Origin of the sequence: Virgibacillus byunsanensis (genome assembly GCF_042675965.1) — a bacterium.
Taxonomy (GTDB): domain Bacteria; phylum Bacillota; class Bacilli; order Bacillales; family Amphibacillaceae; genus Virgibacillus_R; species Virgibacillus_R byunsanensis.
The window spans coordinates 286,738-310,938 of record NZ_JBHTKJ010000007.1 but is presented as its reverse complement, the minus strand read 5'-3'; the positions used below and the strand labels follow the sequence as shown (position 1 = coordinate 310,938).

The 24,201-nt window shown below is 35.7% G+C and carries 23 protein-coding genes; 3 read left to right on the top strand and 20 right to left on the bottom strand.

The annotated features are described in order from the left end of the window. Positions 1–50 precede the first annotated feature (50 nt). From htpG to ACFQ3N_RS03135, 4 genes are all read right to left on the bottom strand, one after another. The gene (htpG, locus tag ACFQ3N_RS03150) at positions 51–1,928 is read right to left on the bottom strand and encodes a molecular chaperone HtpG (protein ID WP_390359454.1); all 1,878 of its coding nucleotides are present in this window, start codon (positions 1,926–1,928) and stop codon (positions 51–53) included. A gap of 176 nt (positions 1,929–2,104) precedes the next feature. After that, positions 2,105–2,818 carry a plasmid pRiA4b ORF-3 family protein gene (locus ACFQ3N_RS03145; protein ID WP_390359452.1) on the bottom strand — a complete coding sequence of 238 codons (714 nt, stop codon included), beginning with the start codon at positions 2,816–2,818 and terminating at the stop codon, positions 2,105–2,107. Positions 2,819–2,851: 33 nt separating this feature from the next. Further along, positions 2,852–3,661 (bottom strand): LCP family glycopolymer transferase, encoded by an 810-nt coding sequence (locus tag ACFQ3N_RS03140; RefSeq protein WP_390359450.1) that lies wholly within the window; start codon positions 3,659–3,661, stop codon positions 2,852–2,854. A gap of 154 nt (positions 3,662–3,815) precedes the next feature. Continuing rightward, the gene (locus ACFQ3N_RS03135) at positions 3,816–4,148 is read right to left on the bottom strand and encodes an ASCH domain-containing protein (protein ID WP_390359448.1); all 333 of its coding nucleotides are present in this window, start codon (positions 4,146–4,148) and stop codon (positions 3,816–3,818) included. 178 nt (positions 4,149–4,326) lie between these two features. Here ACFQ3N_RS03135 and ACFQ3N_RS03130 point away from each other — a divergent pair, with 178 nt between their 5' ends. After that, positions 4,327–5,550, top strand: a complete 1,224-nt coding sequence (locus tag ACFQ3N_RS03130) for an MFS transporter (RefSeq protein WP_390359446.1) — start codon at positions 4,327–4,329, stop codon at positions 5,548–5,550. Positions 5,551–5,615: 65 nt separating this feature from the next. Further along, a complete protein-coding gene (locus ACFQ3N_RS03125) occupies positions 5,616–6,002 on the top strand; it encodes a hypothetical protein (protein ID WP_390359445.1) in 387 nt (128 codons plus the stop codon). 261 nt (positions 6,003–6,263) lie between these two features. Here ACFQ3N_RS03125 and ACFQ3N_RS03120 read toward each other — a convergent pair whose 3' ends face one another. The 11 genes from ACFQ3N_RS03120 to ACFQ3N_RS03070 all read right to left on the bottom strand — a co-directional run bounded on the left by ACFQ3N_RS03120 (position 6,264) and on the right by ACFQ3N_RS03070 (position 17,951). Further along, positions 6,264–7,070, bottom strand: coding sequence for an SDR family NAD(P)-dependent oxidoreductase (locus ACFQ3N_RS03120; protein WP_390359443.1), 807 nt, complete (start codon positions 7,068–7,070; stop codon positions 6,264–6,266). A 33-nt stretch (positions 7,071–7,103) separates the two neighbouring features. Beyond that, positions 7,104–7,937, bottom strand: a complete 834-nt coding sequence (locus ACFQ3N_RS03115; RefSeq protein WP_390359441.1) for a carbohydrate ABC transporter permease — start codon at positions 7,935–7,937, stop codon at positions 7,104–7,106. A 4-nt stretch (positions 7,938–7,941) separates the two neighbouring features. Beyond that, the gene (locus ACFQ3N_RS03110; RefSeq protein ID WP_390359440.1) at positions 7,942–8,895 is read right to left on the bottom strand and encodes a carbohydrate ABC transporter permease; all 954 of its coding nucleotides are present in this window, start codon (positions 8,893–8,895) and stop codon (positions 7,942–7,944) included. A gap of 56 nt (positions 8,896–8,951) precedes the next feature. Continuing rightward, positions 8,952–10,340 (bottom strand): ABC transporter substrate-binding protein, encoded by a 1,389-nt coding sequence (locus ACFQ3N_RS03105; RefSeq protein ID WP_390359438.1) that lies wholly within the window; start codon positions 10,338–10,340, stop codon positions 8,952–8,954. 216 nt (positions 10,341–10,556) lie between these two features. Then, on the bottom strand, positions 10,557–11,708 hold the full coding sequence (locus ACFQ3N_RS03100) for an iron-containing alcohol dehydrogenase (RefSeq protein WP_390359436.1): 1,152 nt from the start codon (positions 11,706–11,708) through the stop codon (positions 10,557–10,559). A gap of 82 nt (positions 11,709–11,790) precedes the next feature. Then, positions 11,791–13,311 (bottom strand): xylulokinase, encoded by a 1,521-nt coding sequence (xylB, locus tag ACFQ3N_RS03095; RefSeq protein ID WP_390359434.1) that lies wholly within the window; start codon positions 13,309–13,311, stop codon positions 11,791–11,793. Then, entirely contained in the window at positions 13,308–14,336 is a 1,029-nt protein-coding gene (locus ACFQ3N_RS03090; protein WP_390359432.1) for a zinc-dependent alcohol dehydrogenase, read from the bottom strand. The genes xylB and ACFQ3N_RS03090 overlap by 4 nt, the downstream gene beginning before the upstream one ends. A gap of 52 nt (positions 14,337–14,388) precedes the next feature. After that, entirely contained in the window at positions 14,389–15,825 is a 1,437-nt protein-coding gene (locus ACFQ3N_RS03085) for an FAD-binding oxidoreductase (RefSeq protein ID WP_390359430.1), read from the bottom strand. Positions 15,826–15,917: 92 nt separating this feature from the next. Further along, the gene (locus ACFQ3N_RS03080) at positions 15,918–16,637 is read right to left on the bottom strand and encodes a GntR family transcriptional regulator (protein WP_390359428.1); all 720 of its coding nucleotides are present in this window, start codon (positions 16,635–16,637) and stop codon (positions 15,918–15,920) included. Between the two features lie 538 nt (positions 16,638–17,175). Then, a complete protein-coding gene (locus ACFQ3N_RS03075) occupies positions 17,176–17,655 on the bottom strand; it encodes an MBL fold metallo-hydrolase (protein WP_390359783.1) in 480 nt (159 codons plus the stop codon). Between the two features lie 143 nt (positions 17,656–17,798). Then, positions 17,799–17,951 (bottom strand): hypothetical protein, encoded by a 153-nt coding sequence (locus ACFQ3N_RS03070; RefSeq protein WP_390359426.1) that lies wholly within the window; start codon positions 17,949–17,951, stop codon positions 17,799–17,801. 239 nt (positions 17,952–18,190) lie between these two features. Between ACFQ3N_RS03070 and ACFQ3N_RS03065 the strand changes: the two genes are divergently transcribed. Further along, entirely contained in the window at positions 18,191–18,592 is a 402-nt protein-coding gene (locus tag ACFQ3N_RS03065) for a hypothetical protein (RefSeq protein WP_390359425.1), read from the top strand. A gap of 151 nt (positions 18,593–18,743) precedes the next feature. Here ACFQ3N_RS03065 and dat read toward each other — a convergent pair whose 3' ends face one another. Genes dat through ACFQ3N_RS03040 form a run of 5 tightly spaced genes read right to left on the bottom strand, consistent with a single transcriptional unit; the run spans position 18,744 to position 24,189 of the window. Beyond that, positions 18,744–19,580, bottom strand: coding sequence for a D-amino-acid transaminase (gene dat, locus ACFQ3N_RS03060; protein ID WP_390359423.1), 837 nt, complete (start codon positions 19,578–19,580; stop codon positions 18,744–18,746). 52 nt (positions 19,581–19,632) lie between these two features. Then, positions 19,633–20,460 carry a M55 family metallopeptidase gene (locus tag ACFQ3N_RS03055; RefSeq protein WP_390359421.1) on the bottom strand — a complete coding sequence of 276 codons (828 nt, stop codon included), beginning with the start codon at positions 20,458–20,460 and terminating at the stop codon, positions 19,633–19,635. A gap of 25 nt (positions 20,461–20,485) precedes the next feature. Then, entirely contained in the window at positions 20,486–22,192 is a 1,707-nt protein-coding gene (locus ACFQ3N_RS03050) for a sigma 54-interacting transcriptional regulator (protein WP_390359419.1), read from the bottom strand. A 39-nt stretch (positions 22,193–22,231) separates the two neighbouring features. Next, complete coding sequence (locus tag ACFQ3N_RS03045) at positions 22,232–23,194, bottom strand: ABC transporter ATP-binding protein (RefSeq protein WP_390359417.1); 963 nt, start codon at positions 23,192–23,194, stop codon at positions 22,232–22,234. Between the two features lie 2 nt (positions 23,195–23,196). Further along, positions 23,197–24,189: an ABC transporter ATP-binding protein gene (locus tag ACFQ3N_RS03040; protein WP_390359414.1), complete on the bottom strand. Its 993-nt coding sequence runs from the start codon at positions 24,187–24,189 to the stop codon at positions 23,197–23,199. Between the last annotated feature and the right edge of the window lie 12 nt (positions 24,190–24,201).

Sequence of the window (24,201 nt, the reverse complement as noted above, 5' to 3'; positions counted from 1 at the left end):
TTATCTGCCAAAAAAAGAAGGCAGTTCATAACTGCCTCCTACTTCCTAGATCACACCATCACTTTACACATATCATTCGTAAACTCAACTGGGTCTTCTAAAGGTAGACCTTCAATGAGTAGTGCCTGATTGTACAAAAGGTTTGCGTATAGGTCTAATTTTTCATTATCTTTCTCATATGCTTCTTTCAATGTCTGGAATAGCTGATGATTTGTGTTGATTTCCAGTACTTTATCAGCTTTAATATTTTGATTGTCCGGCATACTGTTAAGTATTTTTTCCATTTCAACTGTCACATCGCCATCACTTGAGAAACAAACAGGATGTGTCTTTAAGCGTCTGGAAACACGAACATCTTTTACCTTATCTGATAAAGCCTTTTTCATATAAGCAAAAATTTCTTCATGATCGTGTTCTTCTGCTTCTGTATCCTGGTTTTCATCTTCCTCAATGCCAAGATCACCGCTTGCCACCGATTTGAACTCTTTACCGTCGTAGTTCATCAGCATTCTAATCGCAAATTCATCCACCTCATCGGTAAAGAAAAGAATTTCATATCCTTTATCTGTAACCATCTCTGTTTGAGGCAACTTTTCTATTCGTTCAATTGACTCTCCAGAAGCATAATAAATATATTTTTGATCTTCCGGCATTCTCGATACATATTCTTCTAGCGTAACCATTTTCTTTTCTTTGGAAGAATAAAATAGTAGCAAGTCTTTCAATACATCTTTATTACTTCCAAAATCACTATAAACACCGAATTTCAGCTGTCTTCCAAAAGATTTATAAAATGTTTCGTATTTTTCTCTCTCATTTTTCAACAAGCTTTCCAATTGGTTTTTAATTTTTTTCTGGATGTTTTTTTCAATGATTTTCAATTGACGATTATGCTGCAGCATCTCTCTTGAAATGTTTAGAGACAAGTCTTCTGAATCAACCATACCTTTTATAAAGGCAAAATAATCCGGAAGCAGATCAGCACATTTGTCCATGATCAGAACACCATTGGAATAAAGCTCCAGCCCTTTTTCGTACTCCTTTGAATAATAATCGTATGGTAGACTTTCAGGAATATATAGGATCGCATTATAGCGTACAGTACCATCCACATTAATATGAAGATGCTTTAACGGTTTATCATATCCATAGTGCTTTTCCATATAAAAATTATCATAGTCTTCTGTTGTCAGCTCATTCTTATTCTTTTTCCAAATAGGAACCATGCTGTTAATGATCTGTTCTTCGATATATTCCTCTTCCTCATTTTCATCATCTTCTTTCGGCTTTGTTACGCTAACATCCATTTTGATTGGATATCGGATAAAGTCTGAATACTTTTTGATGATTTCTTTTAACTCCTGTTCTTCCAAAAACGAATCATATTTTTCATCTTCTGTATTCTCTTTTACTTTTAAAATAATCTCTGTGCCGACTTCATCTTTTGGATAGGGTTCAATGGTATACCCATCAGCACCTGAAGATTCCCACTTGTATGCCTCTTCACTGCCAATTTCCTTACTGATTACCGTGACAACATCTGCAACCATAAACGCTGAATAAAAGCCAACACCAAATTGACCAATAATATCATGGCCATCTTTCTTCTCATTTTCCTTTTTAAATGCTAATGAGCCACTTCTTGCAATGGTTCCCAGATTATCTTCCAGTTCTTCTTTTGACATACCAATCCCAGTATCCGTTACTTTCAACGTTCTACTTTCTTTATCAGTAGCTAGTTTAATATAGTAGTTGCTTTGATCAAAACTTAACGAGTCATCGGTCAATGCTTTATAGTATATTTTGTCAATTGCATCACTCGCGTTGGAAATGAGCTCACGCAAAAACACCTCACGCTGAGAATATATTGAGTTGATCATCATGTCCAAAAGCTGTTTTGATTCTGCTTGAAATTCTTTTTTCGCCACTACAGTTCCTCTCCTTCACAAATAATATGTAAACATGTTTAGCACTCTTCACAATCGAGTGCTAATTACTATTTCTTTAATATCATACCCTTGAAAATATGTCAATTTTTATACACGAAAGAGGGAATACATTAGAAATAAAAGATTACTAGGACCAGGGTGATAAACTCCCAGTCCTACGTATTTGAGTTGTTAGTTGTATTTATTTTTTCCCACTCTGTTTTCTTGTACTTGATAAATTTGAGCATCCGGTTGATATGTTCTTCATCATACTCTCTGTATGACTGCTCTTTAGCCCAATTTCTGATGTGTTCATGATCAGGGTGACTCGCATTATGATAAATGTTAAGAAACTCATAGTACCCCCGAAGTCCACCAACATCTTCCGGTGGAGCCGTTTGGGCACCATCAATCAGTGTTGGATAACCATAGTAATAATCTTCCTTGACTTCTTCTAACATTATTAAAAACCGCCAATCATCACCGAAATCATAAGTGTAAGTAAGTTCGCCATATCTTTCTATGTACGTATCAATCTTAATACCTGTAGGTTTTCTGATCACCGTTTTGAGGTTTTCAAGCTGTGCTTGTTGAAAGTCTGCAAATTCCCGAGGTACATCTTTCATCTTCTCTTCTATTGCTTTACGATTTTTCTTGAAATGTTGGTGTTCCTGATAAGCTTCCTCATTATTAGTAACACGGATATTGTCGTCCCTTAGATCAAACTCAAAAAGATGAAAAGCTTCCCTTGGGTAACCACTTTCAAAATTAGTAACTGTTTGAATGACATCATGCAGTCTGTTAAATGTCGCTCCGGCTGGCATGATCACTCTTCTCCAAATTAACGGATCTGAACCAGTTAATTCGATCTTAATTTGGTAAGCTTTCATATGAGATCTCCTCTCCTTACTATGTCATAACTTCTAATTACTCGCTGGAATAATCTCCAAACTCTGCCCAGTTTTAGCAAACGTCATCAAAACGTCCACCATAGCTTCAAAATTCATGTTCGTTTCCACATTGTTATTTACCAGTTCCAGCACATCGCCTGCTAAATGAATATTTTCTAAACTCGTGACCTTTTCCATCAGCGCTTGTGTAACTTCAATTTGACGTTGTAGATTACCAGTCATCGCATTTGGATCTTGCCCTTTTGTTTGAAGATATTCCATTGTTTGTACCCCATCGAGGCTCAAATCATTCTGTACAGTGATACCACCGACAGAATCGACGACATCAGCAAGCATACGAAGTTTCACTTGAACATAATAATCCAGGTCAATATCTAATGAATCCTCAACCGCTTCAATCGATTCATCTAATCCTCCAAATGTTTTCACCCTTTTTCCATCAGCATATACATTCGTTTGTTTTGGTACATCAAGCAATTTTACTTTGTTTACTTCAGGTTCCATTTCGAGTACTGTTATTGTTTCCGTACGATCACTTTGTGAATCCTCACTTAAAAGCAAAATATACATCGGGTCAGCGGCAGAGGTGATTTGCTGTTCTTGTTCCTGTTCATGTTCTCTGTCCTTAAATGGAACTATTTCATCCATTTTACTTTTAACCTTAGTAGCTACATTATCATAAATTGAACTTAATTCATTATCTTCTACAGCATCAGGTATAGTCGAAACCATGTTCGAACCCAAACTGTACAGAACCATACTCAAACAAAACGAGAGAATCAGGAGTAGCCAAACGTGTCTTTGCTTCTTTTTTTTCTTCATGCTTCCCTCCAAATAAAAACAGATATTTAGTTTCCGCAAAATTTGTTATGCAGTATCTCCATATCTGTTTCTATTTAACCAACGGAGGGTAGCAACTCTCCAAACCGAAAATCATTCGACAGGGTTCAACAAAAACCGGGAAGTGACAGGCGCCTTATTCGAACTCATGGACCCAGACTTTCATTTCGGGCATCCATTTCATACCAGGGTGCATGGATAGTATAGACTGTTTATACTCATCCAAATTTTCATATCCTTCTTGCTTGGCATGGTCTTCTGTTACTTCGCCAAGCTTTTGTTCATATATATTTTTCACAACAAACTTCTTATCTCTAAGAATCATTTCCTCACCAATGTCAGCGTAACGTCCATTTCGGCGAGTTGCTGTTTTTTTGCCCTCGATTACTTTATCTATATCCACTTCTTTTGTAATAAGTTTTTCAATCGTACACGTTTTTGGTGGTAGTGAATTATTCTGTTCTGTCATTAGAAATCTCTCCTTTTTTGTATCTGACTTTTAGTATAAACGCTGCGTGTTTACAAGGCTAACATTTCTTTACTATTTTCCAGGTACTTACCTGAGCTATTTTACTAGCATTATTTACTAGAATGATCCAAACTAATATTATTGAGCTTTTTAACCAGTTAGTGGAAAGGGTATCGTCATGGAAAATACAAGAAAAAAACCAACCACACCAGAAACGAATCAAACTGTTTATTCCATTTTATTCATAATTGGGATATGTCACTTATTAAATGACTCCTTGCAGGCTGTTATTCCTGCCATGTTTCCTATTTTGGAAGAATCATTAGGGCTAACATTTACCCAGCTCGGGTTGATTGCCTTTACATTAAACATGGTCTCCTCTGTCATGCAGCCTTTAGTCGGCATGTACACAGACAAACGTCCCATGCCATATGCGCTTCCACTTGGCCTTACGAGCAGTATGATTGGTATGCTTGGTCTTGCAATCGCTCCTAACTTTTGGACAATCATAATAAGTGTATTATTTATTGGACTCGGTTCTGCCATTTTCCATCCAGAAGGCTCACGCGTTGCCTACCTTGCTGCAGGCACACGCAGAGGACTTGCCCAATCGATTTATCAGGTTGGTGGTAACTCTGGTCAGGCACTTGCACCGGTAATTACAGCCTTAGTTCTTGTCCCATTAGGACAGTTTGGGGCTATTTGGTTTACCCTAATCGCAGGCCTTGCTGTATTTTTCCTTATCCATATTTCAAAATGGTATGCTGCTCAGATGAAGATTTTTTCCAATAATAAAACTAACAGCACAATAAAAAAGCCTGACAAAAATATGTCAAAAGCTATTAAGGGTGCGTTAATTGTACTGATATTTATTGTATTTGCCCGTTCATGGTATACAGCAGCTATTTCTAATTTTTATGCGTTTTATGCAATTGAAAGTTACGGATTAACGATTGCAAAATCACAAATATATATTTTCACCTTCTTACTGATGGGAGCAGTTGGCACGTTCTTCGGTGGGCCGTTAGCAGACCGATTTGGGAAACGAAATATCATTCTACTTTCATTATTAGCAACCGCTCCGTTTGCTATCATCCTACCGTATACAGGACCGGTCAGCTCGATTATTTTGTTAGCATTAACCGGATTTTTGCTCATGTCCAGTTTTTCGGTAACGGTTGTCTATGCACAGGAACTCATTCCAGGTAAAATTGGCACCATGTCCGGACTTATTGTCGGATTAGCTTTTGGCATGGGTGCTATCGGTTCTGTTGCACTCGGATCCTTAATTGATTTATTAGGATTGACAACTACCATGATTGTAATTTCATTACTGCCATTACTCGGTTTTCTGACATATCTGTTACCAACAGATGAGAAAGTTCGAGAATGGTACGCATAGAGGCATAACAATCCGTTTCAGAAAATATATATACTTAAAAATCCTTGTTAGAAGGAGTGAGCGGATTGAGTATCACATGCTTAGTATGTAACGGGAAACATTTTCGCAAAGGGTATTATGAGGTCGATACAGATGTTGACATATATTCTACAGCCTATAATAGTACAACAGCCCATAACATTGCGTCTCCATTCACTATTCCAGAACCGATTGAAGTTGAAACTACTATTCACAATGAGACTGCTGCTAGTAGCAAAATGGAGTTACGGATAATCACAGACGAAAAAAGTGACAATTATTTCGTTAATGTTTACCAATACATATGCGAAGACTGTGGTTATATTATGAGCTTCACTAAAGAATTCGACGCCCTCAGCAAGAAAGAACAACATAAGCAGAGGCAGAAGGAAAATGCGTATGATTGGACTAGGTTTGGAAAGGAAATAGAGTGAAGGATTAAATGTTCGTCGTGAAACCAAATCTCCATTATCCGTTGCTCGATTTCCTCGTAATTAATCAATTCGGGTTTAGCTGGTACAACATGTAAATAATAAGCCGGACTTTTTACAGGAAGTGTTTTAGCTGGGGTTGTTATAAGTGGTTGGATACGACGAGTCAAACCCTGCTGGTGGAAACGCATTACACATCTACGACTCGGTTTAGTGATGTTTTTTATAATTATACTGTTATATTGTTTTGTGAGTAATTGACAATTACTTCATATGAAAGCCTGGCTTAAATGTATTTGTGAGCCCATTATCAATAAATAACTCTTGACCACTGATTCCTTGAGAAAGCCCACTAGATAAAAATAGACATGCAAATGCTATTTCTTCTGTTTGTATATATCTATGTTGGGGGACAAAGCTCAGAATCGCAGATAGTGCATCCTCTTCATTCAAATCATGAAGATTAGAAATAGCCTCTATCAATTTTCCTTTCATTTGGGTGTCTACCCATCCTGGACATATTGCATTCACAGTTATTTCATATTTCGATAACTCAAGTGACCATACCTTTGTTAAATTTGAAACAGCAGCTTTTGTCGAAGAATATAGACTATATGTTTCAAGTCCAATTTTTGCAGTCATAGAAGAAAGGTTTATAATCCGCCCTCTACTTGTACCCTTTATCTTGGGAATAACGTATTTCGTTACCAACATTGTCCCTTTTACATTAACATCATAAATCTTATCCCAGTCACTAGTCTCAATATCTGTTAAGGGTGACTTTAGAATAAGTCCAGCGTTGTTTATTAAAACGTTAACTTGTTCAGGCAGCCTTTTATGCGACTGTTGTATCGATGTTTCGTTAGAAATATCAACATACTCGTACTGATACCGATTACCAAACTCTTCTTTTAACTTTTTAACTTGTTCAGTTTCTTTTAAATCCCAATTAACAACACTAGCCCCTTTTAATAAAAAGGCTTTGCTAATTTGTAAACCAATTCCATTGCTTCCTCCTGTTAATAAAACATTTAAATTCGTAACATCAATATGTAATGAATTCACATTCATATCGTTCATCCCTCCATTCACTTTTTTGACATGTTACCCTTTTACGGCTCCAGAAGTAAGACCCTGAATGAAATATTTTGTTACAAATGTAAATAAAATCACCATTGGCAGAATGATCATTGCCGCACCAGCTAATAATTCACCATTCTGTAGAGAAGTTGATTCCTTAATTGCGGCCAGACCGACAGGAATGGTTTTATTAGCTTCAGATGAAACAAGCATTAATCCGAATGTATAATCTGTAAAGGAAACAATGAAAGAGAACACACCAATACTAATAATCCCCGGAATTAATAATGGAAATATTACTCGATACAACGCTTGGAATCTACTTGCACCGTCCACCCATGCACTTTCTTCTAATTCAAACGGAACTGTGTCCATAAACCCATTTAACATCCAAACACCAAACGGTAATGTTATTGCTATATGCGATATTGTTAATCCTATTAATGTATCTTCAATTCCCATTGATATAAACATCCCAAGCAATGGAATTGCAAGCAACATTGGTGGAAGCATATATCCAATAAGCATGCTATTTAATAAAAATTTTTTCCCTCTAAATTTAAATCTAGTTAAAACATAAGCAATTAAAGTTGCCGTTATTATTGTAATTAATGTAGTGCTTCCTGCAACTATAAAACTATTTTTAAAATAAATGGGAAAGTTAGTTTCACTCCATATGTTCTTAAAGAACGTTAAATCAAATGCTGTTGGAAATAGAACTGTACTATTTTCAAAAAAACCTGTAAGTCCTCGTAACGGTGAGATTACAATCCAATATAATGGGAAAAAAGAGTAAACAAAGACACAAATTGCGAAAACATATATGGTAATCTTTGAAATTACACTTCTTTTAGCCATAAGTTTACTGTTCCCTCCTTGCTCTTTTAGATATTCGCGAAATTCTAAACCTAGGTTTTCCTTTATCGGAACTGCTTTTTACTGATGTTTGTGTTAATTTTAAATAAATAACCATAATCAGCATCATGATTATTGCAGAAGATACAGCAATAGTTGCACCGTATCCTACTTGGAATAATTTAAATGTATTCATGTAGGTATATATTGGTAATGTTTCTGTTTTTTCTAGTGGTCCTCCCCCTGTAAGTAACCACATAAGATCAAATTTATTAAACATCCATAATCCTCGTAAAAGAACAATTGTAATTAGAATATCTTTCATCAACGGCATAGTAATCCTCCAAAACTGTTGCCAACGACTTGCACCATCAAGCGTTGAACTTTCATATAGATCCTTTGGTATTGTTTGAATTCCGGATAGGAATACCAACGTAACAAATGGAGTCCAGGTCCAGACAGATAAAAGAATTGCTGTCACCATCGCTAAATCTATTGATAAAAATTGAATAGCATTAAACCCCATTGAAGTGATGGCACTATTTAATATTCCAAAATTTGTATCCAGAATCCATTCCCAGCCAATCGTTACAACTATAACCGGAATAATATATGGAACTACAGAAACTCCTCTAACAAAATTACGTCCTTTAAATTTTTGATTTAATACAAGTGCTACCCCGATCCCTACAACTATTTGGAGCAGTACGGATGAGAATGCATAGATAAACGTTTGCCATAAATCTCTCCAAAACCGGAAATCCTCAAGTAAAATTAAATAATTACTCAAACCCACAAATGTTGGTACTCCTACAAAACTGGATGTTTTATAAAAACTATAACTTATTGCAAAAACAGAAGGTACAGCAGTTACGAATGCGAAAATAAGAAGTCCAGGGATTAAAAAGGCAGTGACTAACGGAAGGTCGCGTTTTGTTATTTGTCTTTCTATCTCTAACACCTCCTAGGGTAGTAAGGTTGCCGGGTAAATATACGTTACCCGGCAACTTTACATGTTTAATTATCTACTAGACTACGAATCTCATCAGCGATATCATCTACTGCCTCCCCAGGGTCTTCATTATTTAGTGTCACCTTTTGGAATAACTTAGGAATCAGAAAGGCTTCAAATACCTTACCAGGTCTAGCATCCGTTGTTGGGCCATCCGAATCAATAGAATGAAGCTCAGCATTTTTCAATAGGTCGTATTGAGGTTCTACTCCTGATTCCCAATACTTCTGAATTACCGGATCATCTCGCCACTCTTCACTGTTATAGATTGATTCTTGTGCTGGGAAGTAATGCACACCGTACGTATGCAAGAAACTGAACAATTCTTCTTTATAGAACCATTCAACAAATTTTTTCGTTTCGTCTGTGTGCTCTGATTCTAAAATTCCAATCGAATCATAGCCAAGTGTAGCTGCTACACCATTACCATCTTGCATTGGAATTCCAAATACTTCAAAATTCTCTCCAAGCTCCGGATTTTTTTCTTCCAATATATCAACTAATCTACCAGAGTAAAAAGTCATACCTACCTGGTCACTTATAAATGTCTCCGTTAACTCAGAATAAGACGCATTAGCTGCTTCGGAAGGCATATATGGAAATAACTCTTTTAATAGGTTTAATGATTCTACAACTTTAGGTTTCATTTCTTCTGAATCAAGAATGACATTCCAGTCATCATCGAAAATTCGAACTTCATTCGCCCAAAGTAAACTAGAAGTTACCCAGTTTGTTGCACCATCAGATTTTAATGGTAGAATCAATCCATATTTATTCTCTTCTTTATTTGTAAACTCCTTGGCAACATTTACTAATTCATCCCAGGTCTTGGGAACAGATAGTCCTTTCTCCTCTAACCAATCCGTTCGAATGTATCCATAAGCTAAATTATAGTCATACGGAATCCAATACGTTTGTTCTTCGATTGGGAATAAAATTTGCCCATCATAAAAATCTTCTTTACCTCCAAGATTTTCGATAATATCGTCTACAGGTGCAAGTTTTCCTTCTTCTTCTAGTATTGAAATATGACCAATAAATCCCGTTAAAAACGCATCGTACTGTGCAGAAGTTCCATAGGTCGCGTTGATTTTCGTGAAAATATCAGCAAGTGGTACTGCTTCAACCTCCACTTTAGTCCCGAATTCTGCTTCATACTTATCTCCTGCATTTTGCAACACTTCTATTGTGTCTGCTCCTGTTTCAGCTGACGCAATCCGGATTACATCTGCTTCATTATCTTCTGAATCAGTTTCAGTATCGGTATTCGTTTCAGTATCAGTATTAGTATCGGTGTCATCATCTGATGATGAGGATGAAGAACCTAGACATCCTGACAAAGCGATAAGCAATAACATACTTAATAAAAAGACAAACCACATATTTCTTTTCAATGTTTTTCCTCCTTTTTCTATAAGAACTTCACTAGGGGAAACTGAGTAAACGTAGAATCGAATTAATTTTTCATTTTTTAAGTGCAACCACCTTCTTCCTTGTATAAATTAGCTTTATTCCTTGCGTTGATAAATCATTGTAAAAGGAATGCTTGAACCCGAAATTAGATAAATGCATTAGATTCTATTACAACTGGATTTACATTGAACATTTAATTAAAATTGATAGCTATAACAAAGATTATAGAGTTCAACAATCTCTTCCAACCCTAATTTTTCAGGATGATTATTAGGACTACCACTTGCCAAAGCATCTTTCGCCATTTTCTGTAAATGTTGTTCATATAGTTGACCATTAACTCCCCATTGTTGAAGGTTAGGTGTATTAACTTCTATACATAGGTGTTTAAGATCCTTAATAAATCTTTCTACGAGATCAGATGCTTCTACATTAGAATTACTAGGATGGAGACTCCGATAGATATTAGTGAGCTTTTCGGTGCAACCATCTTTTGTAAATTCTAGAACTGCAGGAAGAATCATTGCGTTTGAGATGCCATGAGGAATATGAAAAAGTGCTCCAATTGGTCGTGACATTCCGTGAATAAGTGTTACAGAAGCATTTGAAAATGCTATACTTGCCATTGTTGCAGCAATTGACATTTTTTCTCGAGCTTCTTTATCATTCCTGTCTTGGTAGGCACGAGGTAGAAATCGAAACACATACTCAATTGCAGTTAAAGCATAGTGATCTGTTAACTCATGTGACCGGTCAGATAAGTATGCTTCTATCGCATGACAAAGTGTATCTAATCCAGTTGCTGCAGTTACTTTTTGAGGACAAGTATAGGTCAATTCAGGATCAACTATTGCCACATCTGGAAGTAATTCTGGTTGAGAAACCATCATTTTCACTTGTGTATTAGCATCTGTAATGACGGTAACTTTCGTAACTTCTGAACCGGTACCGGCTGTAGTCGGGATTGCAATAAGTGGCAAGCCTTTCTTAGTAAAATGCTTCATTCCCGGTATATAGTCAGCAATTTCTCCTTCATTAACATACATGACATTTGCTGCTTTAGCAGTATCAATACAACTTCCCCCACCAAGGGCTAGGATGAAATCATAGTTGCCGTCGGACATTAGGGTAAGTACATCTTTTAGGTTACGAGTAGTTGGTTCTGTTAATATATCTGTATATTTGCTTACGGAAACACCAGCTTTCTTGAGTAAATTTTCAACCCGGTTGACTAGGCCCTCTTTCTCCATTACTGGATCACTAACTATAAGTGCTTTGTTGCCAAATCTATTAGTGATCGTTCCAACTTCATCAATAGCTCTAAAACCATAAACTAATTTATTTGGCATAAGTACTTGATTCGCTGTGGACATTCTACTTCACCACCATAATAGTTTAGAATTCGGTGTAACATAGACAGAAGATAGCTAATTAAGTGTTCTGGGATATTTTTGCAAGTCTATGTGAAAGTTTGAATGTTTGACTATGCAACTGTTGATATATTTCAAACATTTCACTATATATTTCATGATTTTTTATATTCGGAGAAACCTGATGAATAACTGATTGTACTGAATTAACAGCTTCTCTTAGGTTTGTATACCAACCTATACCTGTTGCTGCAACTAGCGATACTCCAAAGGAAGCATCGTGATAGGCTGGAATCTCCAACTCTTGCTGGAGAATGTCAGCAATTATTTGTACCCACTCGCGTCCTTTGCTACCACCACCAATAATTCTCATTTTTTTCGTAGAAGAATTAGGAAACTGCAAGCTACAATCCCGAAGTGAATAGCCAACACCTTCTAAAACTGCACGTGCAAAATGGTTCCTACTATGCCTTGCTGTACAACCAAAAAAACTAGCTCGTAAATGTGGATCCCAATGAGGTGAGCGCTCTCCATTTAAATAAGGCTGAAAAATTAACCCCTCTGCACCTGGTTTAATTTTCTCTACCTGTCTTATAATCTCCGGATAGATTAATGAATTATCAAATTTTTCTGATAAATCAGCGTAAAATTGTTCCTTAAACCACCGAAAAGACGCTGCAGCAAAGTTCGTAGCACTATTTTGGTAATATAGGGTATCAATTAAATGGTGATACGTTGTAAGATTTCTGTTTTTTTGTGTATTTGCGGTTACCATTGAAAAATTTCCAGCTGTAGCAAGTTTTATTACTCCGTCCCCTTCATTAACAGTCCCACACCCAAAGATTTCCGCTGCAGTATCTGCAGTACCCATGATAATTTTAGTATCATGAGAAACACCTAATTGTTCTGCCATTTGACTATTAATTAAACCAACTTGATCCGTAGGGGCGTATACAGGTGGGAAAACATCCTGTTTCAAGTCAATAAGAGAAAGCAGAAACGGAGACCATTCCCTTTTACGCATGTCAAATAATAGGGAACCTTCTGCCTCAATATAATCTGTACAAAATTCTCCAGAGAAATGGTAGCGTATATAATCTTTCATAAAAAGAATTCTGTCTATTCCCCTATAATTATTAGGTTCATTTTCTTTTAACCAGGATAAATGGCAAAGTGTCCATGTCGGATTTGGCATATTGGAAGTAAGTTCATAGATTCGGTCACCGTAGTTCTCACTAAGTTCTTTCGACTGTATATCTGTACGTTGGTCATTCCACATAATTGCTGGACGAATTACCTCTTGATCTTTGTCTAATAATACTGCTACATGATGTGGTGCAGAAAAACCAATTGCATTCACATTCTTTTTTTCAACAAGATTTAGACTTTCTGTCGCTTTTGAGATTGCCCGAACAGCAGCTTCTTTCCACATTACGGGATCTTGTTCTACCCATCTCGGGTGTGGATAATAAGATGGATAATCTACATAGGCATCCGCTACAACTTTACCATCTGAACGTAAACAAGTTACTTTGCATCCTCCAGATCCATGATCTACACCTAGCACATATTCATAACTCATAGATTTCTTTCCTCTAAAGAAATGAAGATTTTTATGACTTCCTCTTGACGATCAATGGCTTTAAATCCATATTCAATTGAATCTTCAAGTGAAACTATTCGACTAATTAATTTATCCGTTTCAAAATCATTTGATGCTAATAAATTTATAGCTTTTCTGTAATCTTTTCCCTTATATACACGTGTTCCAATTAGTTGTAATTCTTTTGCTATAATCTTATAAGTATCTATACTAGCTTGCTTTTTTGGTAATCCTGCGATAACGACTTTCCCTCTTACACCAGCTGCTTCTATACAGGAAACCAATCCGGCGTTTGTTCCTGTAGCTTCAACTGTAATTTCAAAACCACTTCCATTTGTTAGATTCAGCACTTCATCAACAATATTCTGTTTGACTGGATTAATAACAGAAAACCCTAATTGTTGTGCAGTTCGAATTCTAAACTCATTAATCTCAGATATAACTACGTTAGCTCCCCACTTCTTTGCAACTTGAGCAGTGATTAGACCAATCGGCCCGCCACCTACAATTAGAACTGTTTGATTTTCCTTTAATTCAACCTTTTCAAGCAAGTGAATACAGACAGCAATTGGTTCCACTAAAGCACCGTCTTTCATAGACACCTTGTCACCTAGACTATATACATAATCCTCTGAAACTTTCATTAAGTTAGAAATAGCCCCGTTACTATCAATGCCCATCAAATTTAGGGATGAACATAAATTATATTCACCTTTTTTACAGCCACTACATTCCCCACAGCTAACTATTGGTTCAACAGTTACCTTCTCACCCACTTGACTAATACAGTTAGCCCCAATAGCTTCTATTATTCCAGAGAATTCATGACCTAAGATTACAGGTGGCTGTACGCGATTATCCATACCGCCGTGATAACAAAGCATATCAGTTCCACAGATTCCCACATAAGCTACTTTTATTAGCACTTCCCTCTCATTTAACGTTGGAACGGGAATCTCCTTTATATTCAGTTGATTTGGACCTGTATAAAATAATGCCTTCATTTTCAACCCCCTCTTCATTTACTAATCTTTAATTAAAGCGCTTTCATTGTTATCAGAGTTCAAATCCTAATTTACCTGGATTCATGATTCCCTTTGTATCTATTGTTTTTTTAATATCACTTAACACATCGTACATTCCTCCATATGACTCAGGCATTAACCATCCCAGTTTAAACCCAATTCCGTGATGTTCATTTAATAGTCCCCCATTTTCTAAGTTCACACGTGAACAATCTGCCCATATTTGATTATGAAGTTGGAAAACTTCCTTTGCATTTTCAGGAGGGTTAGCAATATAAAAACGATCATAAATCATCGTTCCCCATGGATACCAATGTGAAAAATGTGCCATGTACTCTGCATTCCATCTTTTATATTTTTCTTCCACAACTTTCTTCTTCTCATCATAAAGTTTGTGAATGTTATCATAAGTAGTGATTGTCTCTACAGTTCCATATAATAAAGGATATGATGGCTGGAGTGGTGGACGATAGAAATCATAACGAGTATTCCACCAGTACTCACCAGGTTCTTCACCTAAATCAGTTCCTCCATGTGTTTTACAAATATCTATTACCTTTTGCATGTGTAATTCTGCAATTTCTGCAAATCCATCAACCATAATTACCATGTTAACTCCTTCAGCATCCATTCCGGTACCTCTCAGAGACTTTTTTGTTGAACCTGGATCATATAACCTAATCACCGCTGGATTAAGCCGCTTAATCATCAATTCTCTTCCTGCTTCAATTCCGTCATGAATTGAGCTGAAATGGATCATTCTGAACAGTCTTTTTTCAGGGATTGGATCAAGTCGAATTCTTATTTTAGTAATAACACCTAATGTTCCTTCTGAACCAACAAATAGTTGAAGTAATCCAGGTCCGCTTGCATGATTTGGAACAGGTAGCGTATCAACAACTTTTCCATCAGGAAGCACAACTTCGATAGAAATCACCATGTCCTCTGCTTTTCCATACTTGGTAGACATAACCCCTGATCCTCTCGCAGCAAGATATCCACCAAGCGTTGCGATATCAACTGAAGATGGATAATGAGCTAACATTAAACCATGTTTATTTAATTCATTCTCAAGGACCCTTCCGTTTATGCCTGGTTGAGCGGTTAAAATTAATGAAGTTTTATCAATATCGTAGATTTTATCCATTCTAGTTAAATCAAGTATAATGCCACCATATAACGTGGTTGCACCACCCTGTGTTCCTGAACCTCCTCCTCTTGGAACAACAGGAATTTTGTACCGGTAGCATATTCTCATTACTTTTGATACTTCTTTGGTTAATGCAGGTCTAACGATAAAGTATGGTAAAGGTATCTCTTCATTCTTTTTCATCCACATATGTGTAAGCCAATTTTGGTCCATTGCCATATCTTTTTGTTCATCTGTAACTTCTATTACATTCTCTGTTCCAACTGCATCTTCTAATTCAGATCGAAACATCTCTAGTGAATATCCTTTTAATTCCATTTAGCGATCACTCCTTTATATAGATTGAAATATATACAATTATAAGTTGTTAATTTTGAAGGTTTATAGCTAAATAGAGCCCAACTAGCTCATTAGTTCTTTAAGCTAATAGTATAAGAGAACTTATCCCCTCTAAAATAGGAATATAATAATTCCACAGGCAATTTTTCTTCCAAGTAGGAAGTTCGTTCAAAAAAGAAAAAGGGAATAGTCTTGGGAATATCAAGAATTTGATTGATTTTTGGTTCCATTACAGCCTCCATCCGTTGCTCTGCAACATGTATTGGTTTTTCTATTTTCCTTAAATGATAATAAAGAGACTCTTTTTCTAAATTTACCTCCGTAAGATCAGGTACTAAGTATTCAGGTACAATAAGTTTTTGAAACCCATATGGAATATCATCCACATAACGAATCCGTTTCACTTCAAAAACAGAACTTAATCGATGAATCTTTAATCCATTACGCTCCTTATCTGTCGGGAATCGTTTTTTAAGTTTTATAATTTTCGATGATGGCTGTAAACCCATAGCTATCATATCCTCATGAAAACCTGTAATCTTGTTTAAGTTACGTTCTACTTTCCCATGGGAAACGAACGCCCCTTTTCCATGAATACGGAAAATAATACCATCCCTTACAAGTTCAGTAACAGAATTACGAGCTGTCATCCGAGATACCCCATATTGCTGAGCGATTTCATCTTCTGTTGGGATTTGTTCACCTTCTTGATAAAGTCCTTTATTAACCTTTGCTCTAATATCTTTAGCTATTTGAATATATATCGGTGCTTGTGGATCTTTAATATTCATAAGACGGTATCCTTCCTCTAATTAATCTCATTTTATACATTAAAAATATATTACCTCCTATCACTTTTATAAGTTGTAAAAGTCTCCATTTACCATCAATTAGATAAGCAACATCGGTTGTTAGAATCTACATCGAGTTTGAAATGATTACTAAATAATCACTAAATGTCACTAACACTAATCTCTCTCCTATTCGTCTATACAACTATATGCAATGTTTTTATGTTTAGTATAAAAATTACAACATTTCTTCAATTATGAAAGAAAATTAAATCTCAAAGTTGGTTAATAAAACATTATTCGTACTAATAGTGGCAATATTAATTGGTCTTAGTTGGAATAAGTAGATTAACATGTAGAGTAAAACGATTCTGGAGGAAACGACTTGGAAATATTAAAAGAAGCCTTGTAGGAAAAATTATTTCCCAAGACTTCTTTTTTATAGGTAGTATTTATCTCGAAAAATTTACAAGTGTGAATATATCCCTCATAACACTACATTGACTAAACCGCCAAAACCAGGAAGTGACAGGCACCCCTACAATTCTACTTCCTCCCGAAAACCAAGCATAATCACTTTTGTTTCCTGATAATCCGCTAACAGCTCTTTTAAATCGATGTCCTTATCAATCATCGTTTCGACAACAGGAAAAGCTTCCAATAATTTTGCTAAAACTTCAGGTGATGTGGCAGTCTTCTTGGAGGGGAAAGTATGACTTGGAATAACATAGTTTACATTCAATAAATTTTTTACTGCATAAGCAGCTTCTTTCGGCCCCATTGTTAATTGACCAGACGATGATAATATAGCTATATCAGGTTGATAAACATCTTGAATCAATTTCATATCGTACATTAACGCTGTATCACCAGAGTGGTAGACGGTGTGATCATCCACAAAGTCAAAAACATAACCAGCTGCCTCACCAGCATATATTGGTGTGTTTTCGGTCTCTCCATAAGAAGAAGTGTGTACTGTCTGTACCATTGTAACAGTAACATTAACAAATGAACGGATCCTCCCAGATTGACAGGCACTACATTTTCAACCCCCTGTTTTAAAAGAATTAAGACCAATTCATACTGTACAATAATCATCAAATCCGGCAAATGCTCAAGTATTTTGGATAACCCGCTCGTATGATCTAAATGTCCATGTGTCTAAGACACACAATCAATAGATTGATAGAAATCCGGATCATCTAAATGAGGTGGAGAACTGTGATTCGTATCAATAAATAGATCGATTAAATAGTTCTTTCCATCATTACTTTTTAACACATATATCGCATGCCCAATCCGTAAAATCTTCATAAATATCGACCCTAATATTCGAAAAATAAATCCCAAAGTATGTGTATTCCATAGAATTGAGGAAAAGAACTAGGAAAATTAGGAAACTATAGGTTAGAGGACTACTGAAAATTTACTTTGAAGAATTAATGGAAGGGACAGGTATCCCTCACCACTAGGATATAACATTGCCCAAATTGCATAACATTTCGTTTCTAAAAATATACTCTTAAAAATTAGTGTTAAAGGAGGAAGCGAAATTGAGGAAAATAAAATGCTTAGTATGTAGCGGAAAGCATTTTCGCAAGGGGTATTATGAAGTCAATACGGATATCGATATACATTCCATAGCCTACAATAGTACAACAACTTATAACATTCCATCCTCTTTTACTATTGCAGAACCGATTGAAGTTGATACTACTATTCATAATGAAACTATTACAAGCAGTAATATTGATTTCCGATTGGTCTCAGAAGAAAGAAATAGATTTTCACATAGCGACAATCAAGTTTTTGTTTACAAATACATATGTGAGGACTGCGGATATATTATGAGCTTTACAAAAGAAGTCAAAGTTATAAGCAAGAAAGAAGAAAATGAGCAGAAACAAAAAGTGAGCGGATATGATTGGACTGAATTTGGTAAAGAAAAGGAGTGATGACTAAAATTAAAACTGTTAGAACAAATACATGTAATACCATACTTATCAGCTCTAACAGTTCCTAATATTTTAGTAATCCAGTTCGACCAAGTTCAAAAAAATCAAGATGGACTCCATAAAATAAATCCGTAAACGATAAAAGTAAAAATTATTCTGCATACAATTGTCGAAATGACTCATGTAATAATTTCGTTATCGGCCCGGGATCCCCATTTAAAATCACTTTATTATTTACTGACCGTATCGGCAATACTTCAACAGTTGTACTAGTTAGAAATGCCTCATCTCCACTGATTAAAAATTCTGTAGTAAATGACTTTTCCAATACTTCAACATCTAATTTTTGTGCTAATTTTAGCACGTTCTTCCTAGTAATTCCTGAAAGAATATTGTTTGTTAAAGGTGTAGTATACAATGTATTATTTTTAACAACAAATACATTTGTACTCGAACCTTCCGTTACGTATCCATCCTTTATTAAAATTGCTTCGTAGCTTTCCTCGTTATTAGCCTTTTGCTTTGCTAATACATTAGGCAATAAATTTAAAGACTTTATATGGCAATTAGCCCATCGTTCATCTTTTGTAGTAATTGTTTTTATCCCCTTATAGTAACTCTGCTCTGATACTTTTCTTGCGGGTTTTATTGTCATTGTAAATGAAGCGGATACATTAGGAAATAAATGATTTCTCGGTGCAATTCCTCTTGTTACCTGAAAATATACTTCGGCATTCAATAATTCTGATCTTTTAATACCTTCCAGGATAATTTTCTTAATATCATCCAGAGAATAAGGAAGTTTTAATTGAATTGCAGAAGCACTTTCTTTTAGACGTGTAAGATGTTCATCGAGTAAAAAAGGTAAAGAATTATATATCTTAACAACTTCATAAACGCCGTCGCCAAATTGATGACCACGCTCATCAATAGGTATAACTGCTTCATCGGCATTAATATACTCACCATTAATAAAACCAATATTCAATAACTTCTCCTCCTAGGTCGCTTAAATTCTTCTATATTTATTAGTTGATTAGTCAAGTTCCACTACTAACCATCATTATTATACTCCGTATGTAACGATAAGCATCAAGAATATTTTCTGTAGTAAATGTAACGGACGTAGTATCTTTTCTTTTTACAATCGGAAGTATCTCTGCCATGTCCGCAAGTCCCGAATGTAAAAATGATACCTCAACCTCTAATGACCCCTTAAAGTTGAATGGCTTGATGTTATCTTTATTCTTAATTCCTTTAATAGTCTCTGATTTTATAATCTCATGTGATCTATCTAGACTTAAATTTTGAGCTGTTGTTCGATTTATTGTTTTTTTAACAGTCGCTGTATGAATAGTAGGAATTAATTCTGTTGCTTCTTTACTGAGTAAATCACATCCACTCACCATTACAAGTGGTACACCGTGATAACCGGCTAACGCTGCATTTAATCCAAATTCTCCATAATCCACACCATTAATTTTAATAGTTTGTATGGCTTTACCATGAAATGTATGGTTTAAAATTCCATTTGTACCCATTCTCGTATGGTAACCAATAAATATTACAACATCAAAGGTTTCATTCAGTCCTTCTACCATTGCAAATTTCTTTGGTGAACCCGAGATAAGCTCTGCCCGCGGATGCAGCTGTTCCAACAGTATATTTCTCATTGTTCCATGTGAGTCATTTACCACGATTTCTGTAACGCCAACCTCTAAAGCTCCATTTATACAAGCATTAATTTCTTGAGTCATGTACATTCTTGCTCGATCATGTTCTTTACCATTTCGGGCAGTATGTTCGGAATGAACAACCCCAGAAACACCTTCAATATCAGCGGAAATATAGAGTTTCAGCCTTCTCACCTCCTAGATAACATTCACGTATTTTTTATGAATAGATTTTAGTTTTAGTATAGTCCTGGATAAATTCTTCACCTTTGCGTGAAATAGTTGATCCTGCCCTACCTTGTCTTACAATAGTTAAACCCAATTCGTGAAGAACTTCTAACCTCATTCGTAATTGTTGCTCTGATAGGTTAAGTCCTTTTTCCTCAAGACGTTTTTTTAATGCCTTTCTACCGTATGAAGCATATATTTTTTTTCCTTCATAAAAAGTGTTTAGTATTTCAATACTTTCATCTAAAAATCCGTGTTCTTCTATTGAAGAGATAATTTGATTATTTACATTAATTTTATTAAACTTTTTCTCATCTGTTTTTGAACGCAGATGAAATGGCAGGAACTCCATCCCTATAGGATCTTCTTCTAGAAAAGATAAATAGGTTATAACATTATACAGTTCCTTAACATTACTTTCCCAATTGTATTCCTTAAAGAAAGTAATAACTTCGTTGGTGAATTCAATATCACTTCGTTTAATTCTCTGCTTTACATTATCAATTAAAGGAACAAGATCCTCCATCCGTTCCGACAACGCCGGCACTTTAAGTGAGTTATCAGATAATAAGTTATATAGTTCCTGAAGAAACAAACCATCTTTAACAAGTTCTTTGCAACTTTTTGAGTTAGTAGTTATCACCCTGCAACGAAGCGGCATTGGCTCGTTTCTTGCTGAGCTTAAAAACTCCCCCTCTTGAAAAGTTCGTAATAGTCGTTCCTGTAAAGATAGAGGAAGTTCTCCAATTTCTTCGATACAAACAGTTCCATTTTCCGCAAGTTCAAAAACCCCATATGAGGCTTCTTCACCATAATCCGATCCAAATAACTCATTCTCGACTATATCAAAATTTCTTGAATTACAATTAACAGAAATAAATGAATGCTTTTCCATATTGGAATGATTATGAATTGCTTGTGCAAACATACTTTTTCCAGTACCTGGATCACCTTCTAGATGGATATGTATGGCGTTACTGTCCATAGAATAGCGCTTGGCAAGTTTAACTGCTTCATTCATCGATTTACTCACAGAGATTATATCTTCAAAATGGTATTGTGCTACATTTTGAATATCCTTACTACTTTTAATTTCAGTATTATAATTACATGACAATGAAACACATGCTTTAAAGTAACGCTTAACAATTTGCGATTTCGGATATTCAATTTTCAACAAATTCACTAACTCTTCAAATGTGCTGATATCTAACAACCTCGCTCCTATATCAATTACATTTGACAAACCTTGAGGCAGAAGGTGACTCTCACCAGGAGTAACGATATAATCTATTGTTTTGGAGATAGTCTCTTCTGGTAAATAAGCTTGGTAATCATGTTCGAAGACTATTTCCCGAAGCGATTGAACGGTCTCCACAGCATTATTTTTATTATCATTTACCACTAAAATATGTTGACCAGGTGGGAGTTTCAATAATTCTCTTGTATTGGTATAGTTAATATCACGCTTGGCAATAATAATTTGACAATCTTTAGGTATTAGTTGGGTTACTAATCCCTTGATTTGACTGTTTGAAATAACAACAATATCTCCACTTTTAACAGTGTTAATCTGGAGATCCTTTACTGTTATGGAATTAATGATTATCTTATCACCAAGGACTTCTTTAACTTGCTTTGTAATTGTTTCTAAATACCTTTCTTGAATCGCAATTATATTTACCTTTGCACACACCATTTCTTTCCATCTCCCAAGTTAAAGTTGTAATATTATTTCTTAAACGAGATGACAGGATACATAGTGTCCGTCACTGGTTTGACGTAACTTTGGTTCCTCTTGTTTACAAAACTCAGTTGCCAATGGACATCTCGTATGAAATGTACAACCACTAGGTGGATTAGATGGACTAGGAATGTCACCTTTTAAAATAATCCGATCCCTTTTCAACTTAGGATCAGGAACAGGAACAGCTGATAATAATGACTTTGTATAAGGATGTTGGGGATCTTTGTATAATGTTTTTTTATCTGCTAATTCTACTATTTTACCTAAATACATAACACCTACGCGATCACTAATATGTTCCACTACACTTAAATCATGTGCTATAAATAAATACGTTAAATCAAATTTCTTCTGAAGATCTTTTAATAAATTTAAAATTTGCGATTGAATTGATACGTCCAAGGCAGAAACAGGCTCATCTGCAATTATCAACTTAGGGTTAACCGCTAATGCTCGCGCGATACCAATTCGTTGGCGTTGTCCACCACTGAATTGATGTGGATAACGGTCAGCATGAAAGGCATTTAAGCCTACAACTTCTAATAATTCTTTAACACGATTCATTCTATCTTTCTGATTGTAGCCATGAACAATTAAAGGTTCGTTTATAATGTCTTTTACCATCATTCTTGGATTCAATGATGCATAAGGATCCTGGAAGATCATTTGAAAATCTTTACGAGCCTTTCGAATTTGATTATCATTTAGACTGGTAATTTCATTTCCTTCAAAATAAATTTGCCCTTCCGTAACGTTTAGTAAACTCATAAGCAGTCGACCAGTAGTAGACTTTCCACAACCACTTTCACCTACAAGACCAAGTGTCTCTCCCTTATTAATCATAAAAGACACATCATCAACGGCTTTAACAAACGTTTTCTTTCTTCCAAGTATTCCTTTTTTTACTGGAAAGTACTTTTTCACATTTTTCACTTCAACTAATGGCGTTGTCATCTCTACACCTCCAGAGCTTTTTCTTGGTCCTGATACAACCAGCATCTACATGTATGGTTATCATCGGTTTTTAACAGATCTGGATCACGCTTCCAGCAAACATCCATAGCAAAATCACAACGTGGAGCAAATTTACATCCTTTTGGCATATTAGCAGGAGTGGGTACATTTCCTCGAATGGAATCTAATTTTTCAACATCTTGCCCTAACTTTGGTACTGATCCAATTAATCCCTTTGTATAAGGATGCTGAGGATTCTCATATAATGTATTTACATCGGTTTCCTCCACAACCTTACCTGCATACATAACAACTACACGATCACACATCTCAGCGACAACTCCGAGATCATGCGTAATAAGCATAATTGCTGTATCACTTTTATCTCGTAGGTCTCGCATAAGATCAAGTATTTGTGCTTGTATGGTTACATCTAAAGCAGTAGTTGGTTCATCTGCGATTAATAGTTTAGGATTACAAGCCATAGCCATTGCGATCATAACACGTTGCCGCATGCCTCCGGATAGTTGATAAGGGTACTCATTAATAATTTCCCCTGCGCGAGGCAGCCCTACCATTTCTAACATCTTAACTGCATGTTGCCGGGCTTTTTTCTTATCATACTTCAGATGTAACCTAATTGCCTCTTCCAACTGTTTTCCAATCTTATAAACCGGATTTAAAGATGTCATTGGTTCCTGAAAAATCATTGCCATATCATTCCCACGGAGCTGACGCATTTCTTTTTCACTGAGATCTAATAAACTTTTCCCTTCAAACTTAATGGAACCACCTGCTATTTCACCTGGTGTGTCGTGTAAAAGTCGCATGGCAGATAAAGAGGTTACACTCTTTCCGCAACCTGACTCACCAACAACACCAACTGTTTCACCTTTATTAACAGTGATTGTTACACCATCAACAGCTTTTACAATTCCGTCATCTCCATGAAAATACGTTTTTAAGTCTTCTATTTCCAACATCTTTTCGCTCATATAAAATCTCCT

Excerpts from the sequence above, each read along its gene's own strand:
- xylB (WP_390359434.1), bottom strand. The coding sequence starts at position 13,311 with ATGAGTTATGAATATGTGCTAGGTGTAGATCATGGATCTGGAGGATGC.
- ACFQ3N_RS03120 (WP_390359443.1), bottom strand. The coding sequence starts at position 7,070 with ATGAATGTGAATTCATTACATATTGATGTTACGAATTTAAATGTTTTA.
- ACFQ3N_RS03130 (WP_390359446.1), top strand. The coding sequence starts at position 4,327 with ATGGAAAATACAAGAAAAAAACCAACCACACCAGAAACGAATCAAACT.
- ACFQ3N_RS03140 (WP_390359450.1), bottom strand. The coding sequence starts at position 3,661 with ATGAAGAAAAAAAAGAAGCAAAGACACGTTTGGCTACTCCTGATTCTC.
- ACFQ3N_RS03040 (WP_390359414.1), bottom strand. The coding sequence starts at position 24,189 with ATGAGCGAAAAGATGTTGGAAATAGAAGACTTAAAAACGTATTTTCAT.
- ACFQ3N_RS03145 (WP_390359452.1), bottom strand. The coding sequence starts at position 2,818 with ATGAAAGCTTACCAAATTAAGATCGAATTAACTGGTTCAGATCCGTTA.
- ACFQ3N_RS03085 (WP_390359430.1), bottom strand. The coding sequence starts at position 15,825 with ATGGAATTAAAAGGATATTCACTAGAGATGTTTCGATCTGAATTAGAA.
- ACFQ3N_RS03080 (WP_390359428.1), bottom strand. The coding sequence starts at position 16,637 with ATGAATATTAAAGATCCACAAGCACCGATATATATTCAAATAGCTAAA.
- ACFQ3N_RS03045 (WP_390359417.1), bottom strand. The coding sequence starts at position 23,194 with ATGACAACGCCATTAGTTGAAGTGAAAAATGTGAAAAAGTACTTTCCA.
- ACFQ3N_RS03115 (WP_390359441.1), bottom strand. The coding sequence starts at position 7,937 with ATGGCTAAAAGAAGTGTAATTTCAAAGATTACCATATATGTTTTCGCA.
- ACFQ3N_RS03070 (WP_390359426.1), bottom strand. The coding sequence starts at position 17,951 with ATGAAGATTTTACGGATTGGGCATGCGATATATGTGTTAAAAAGTAAT.
- ACFQ3N_RS03090 (WP_390359432.1), bottom strand. The coding sequence starts at position 14,336 with ATGAAGGCATTATTTTATACAGGTCCAAATCAACTGAATATAAAGGAG.
- ACFQ3N_RS03135 (WP_390359448.1), bottom strand. The coding sequence starts at position 4,148 with ATGACAGAACAGAATAATTCACTACCACCAAAAACGTGTACGATTGAA.
- ACFQ3N_RS03050 (WP_390359419.1), bottom strand. The coding sequence starts at position 22,192 with ATGGTGTGTGCAAAGGTAAATATAATTGCGATTCAAGAAAGGTATTTA.
- ACFQ3N_RS03100 (WP_390359436.1), bottom strand. The coding sequence starts at position 11,708 with ATGCCAAATAAATTAGTTTATGGTTTTAGAGCTATTGATGAAGTTGGA.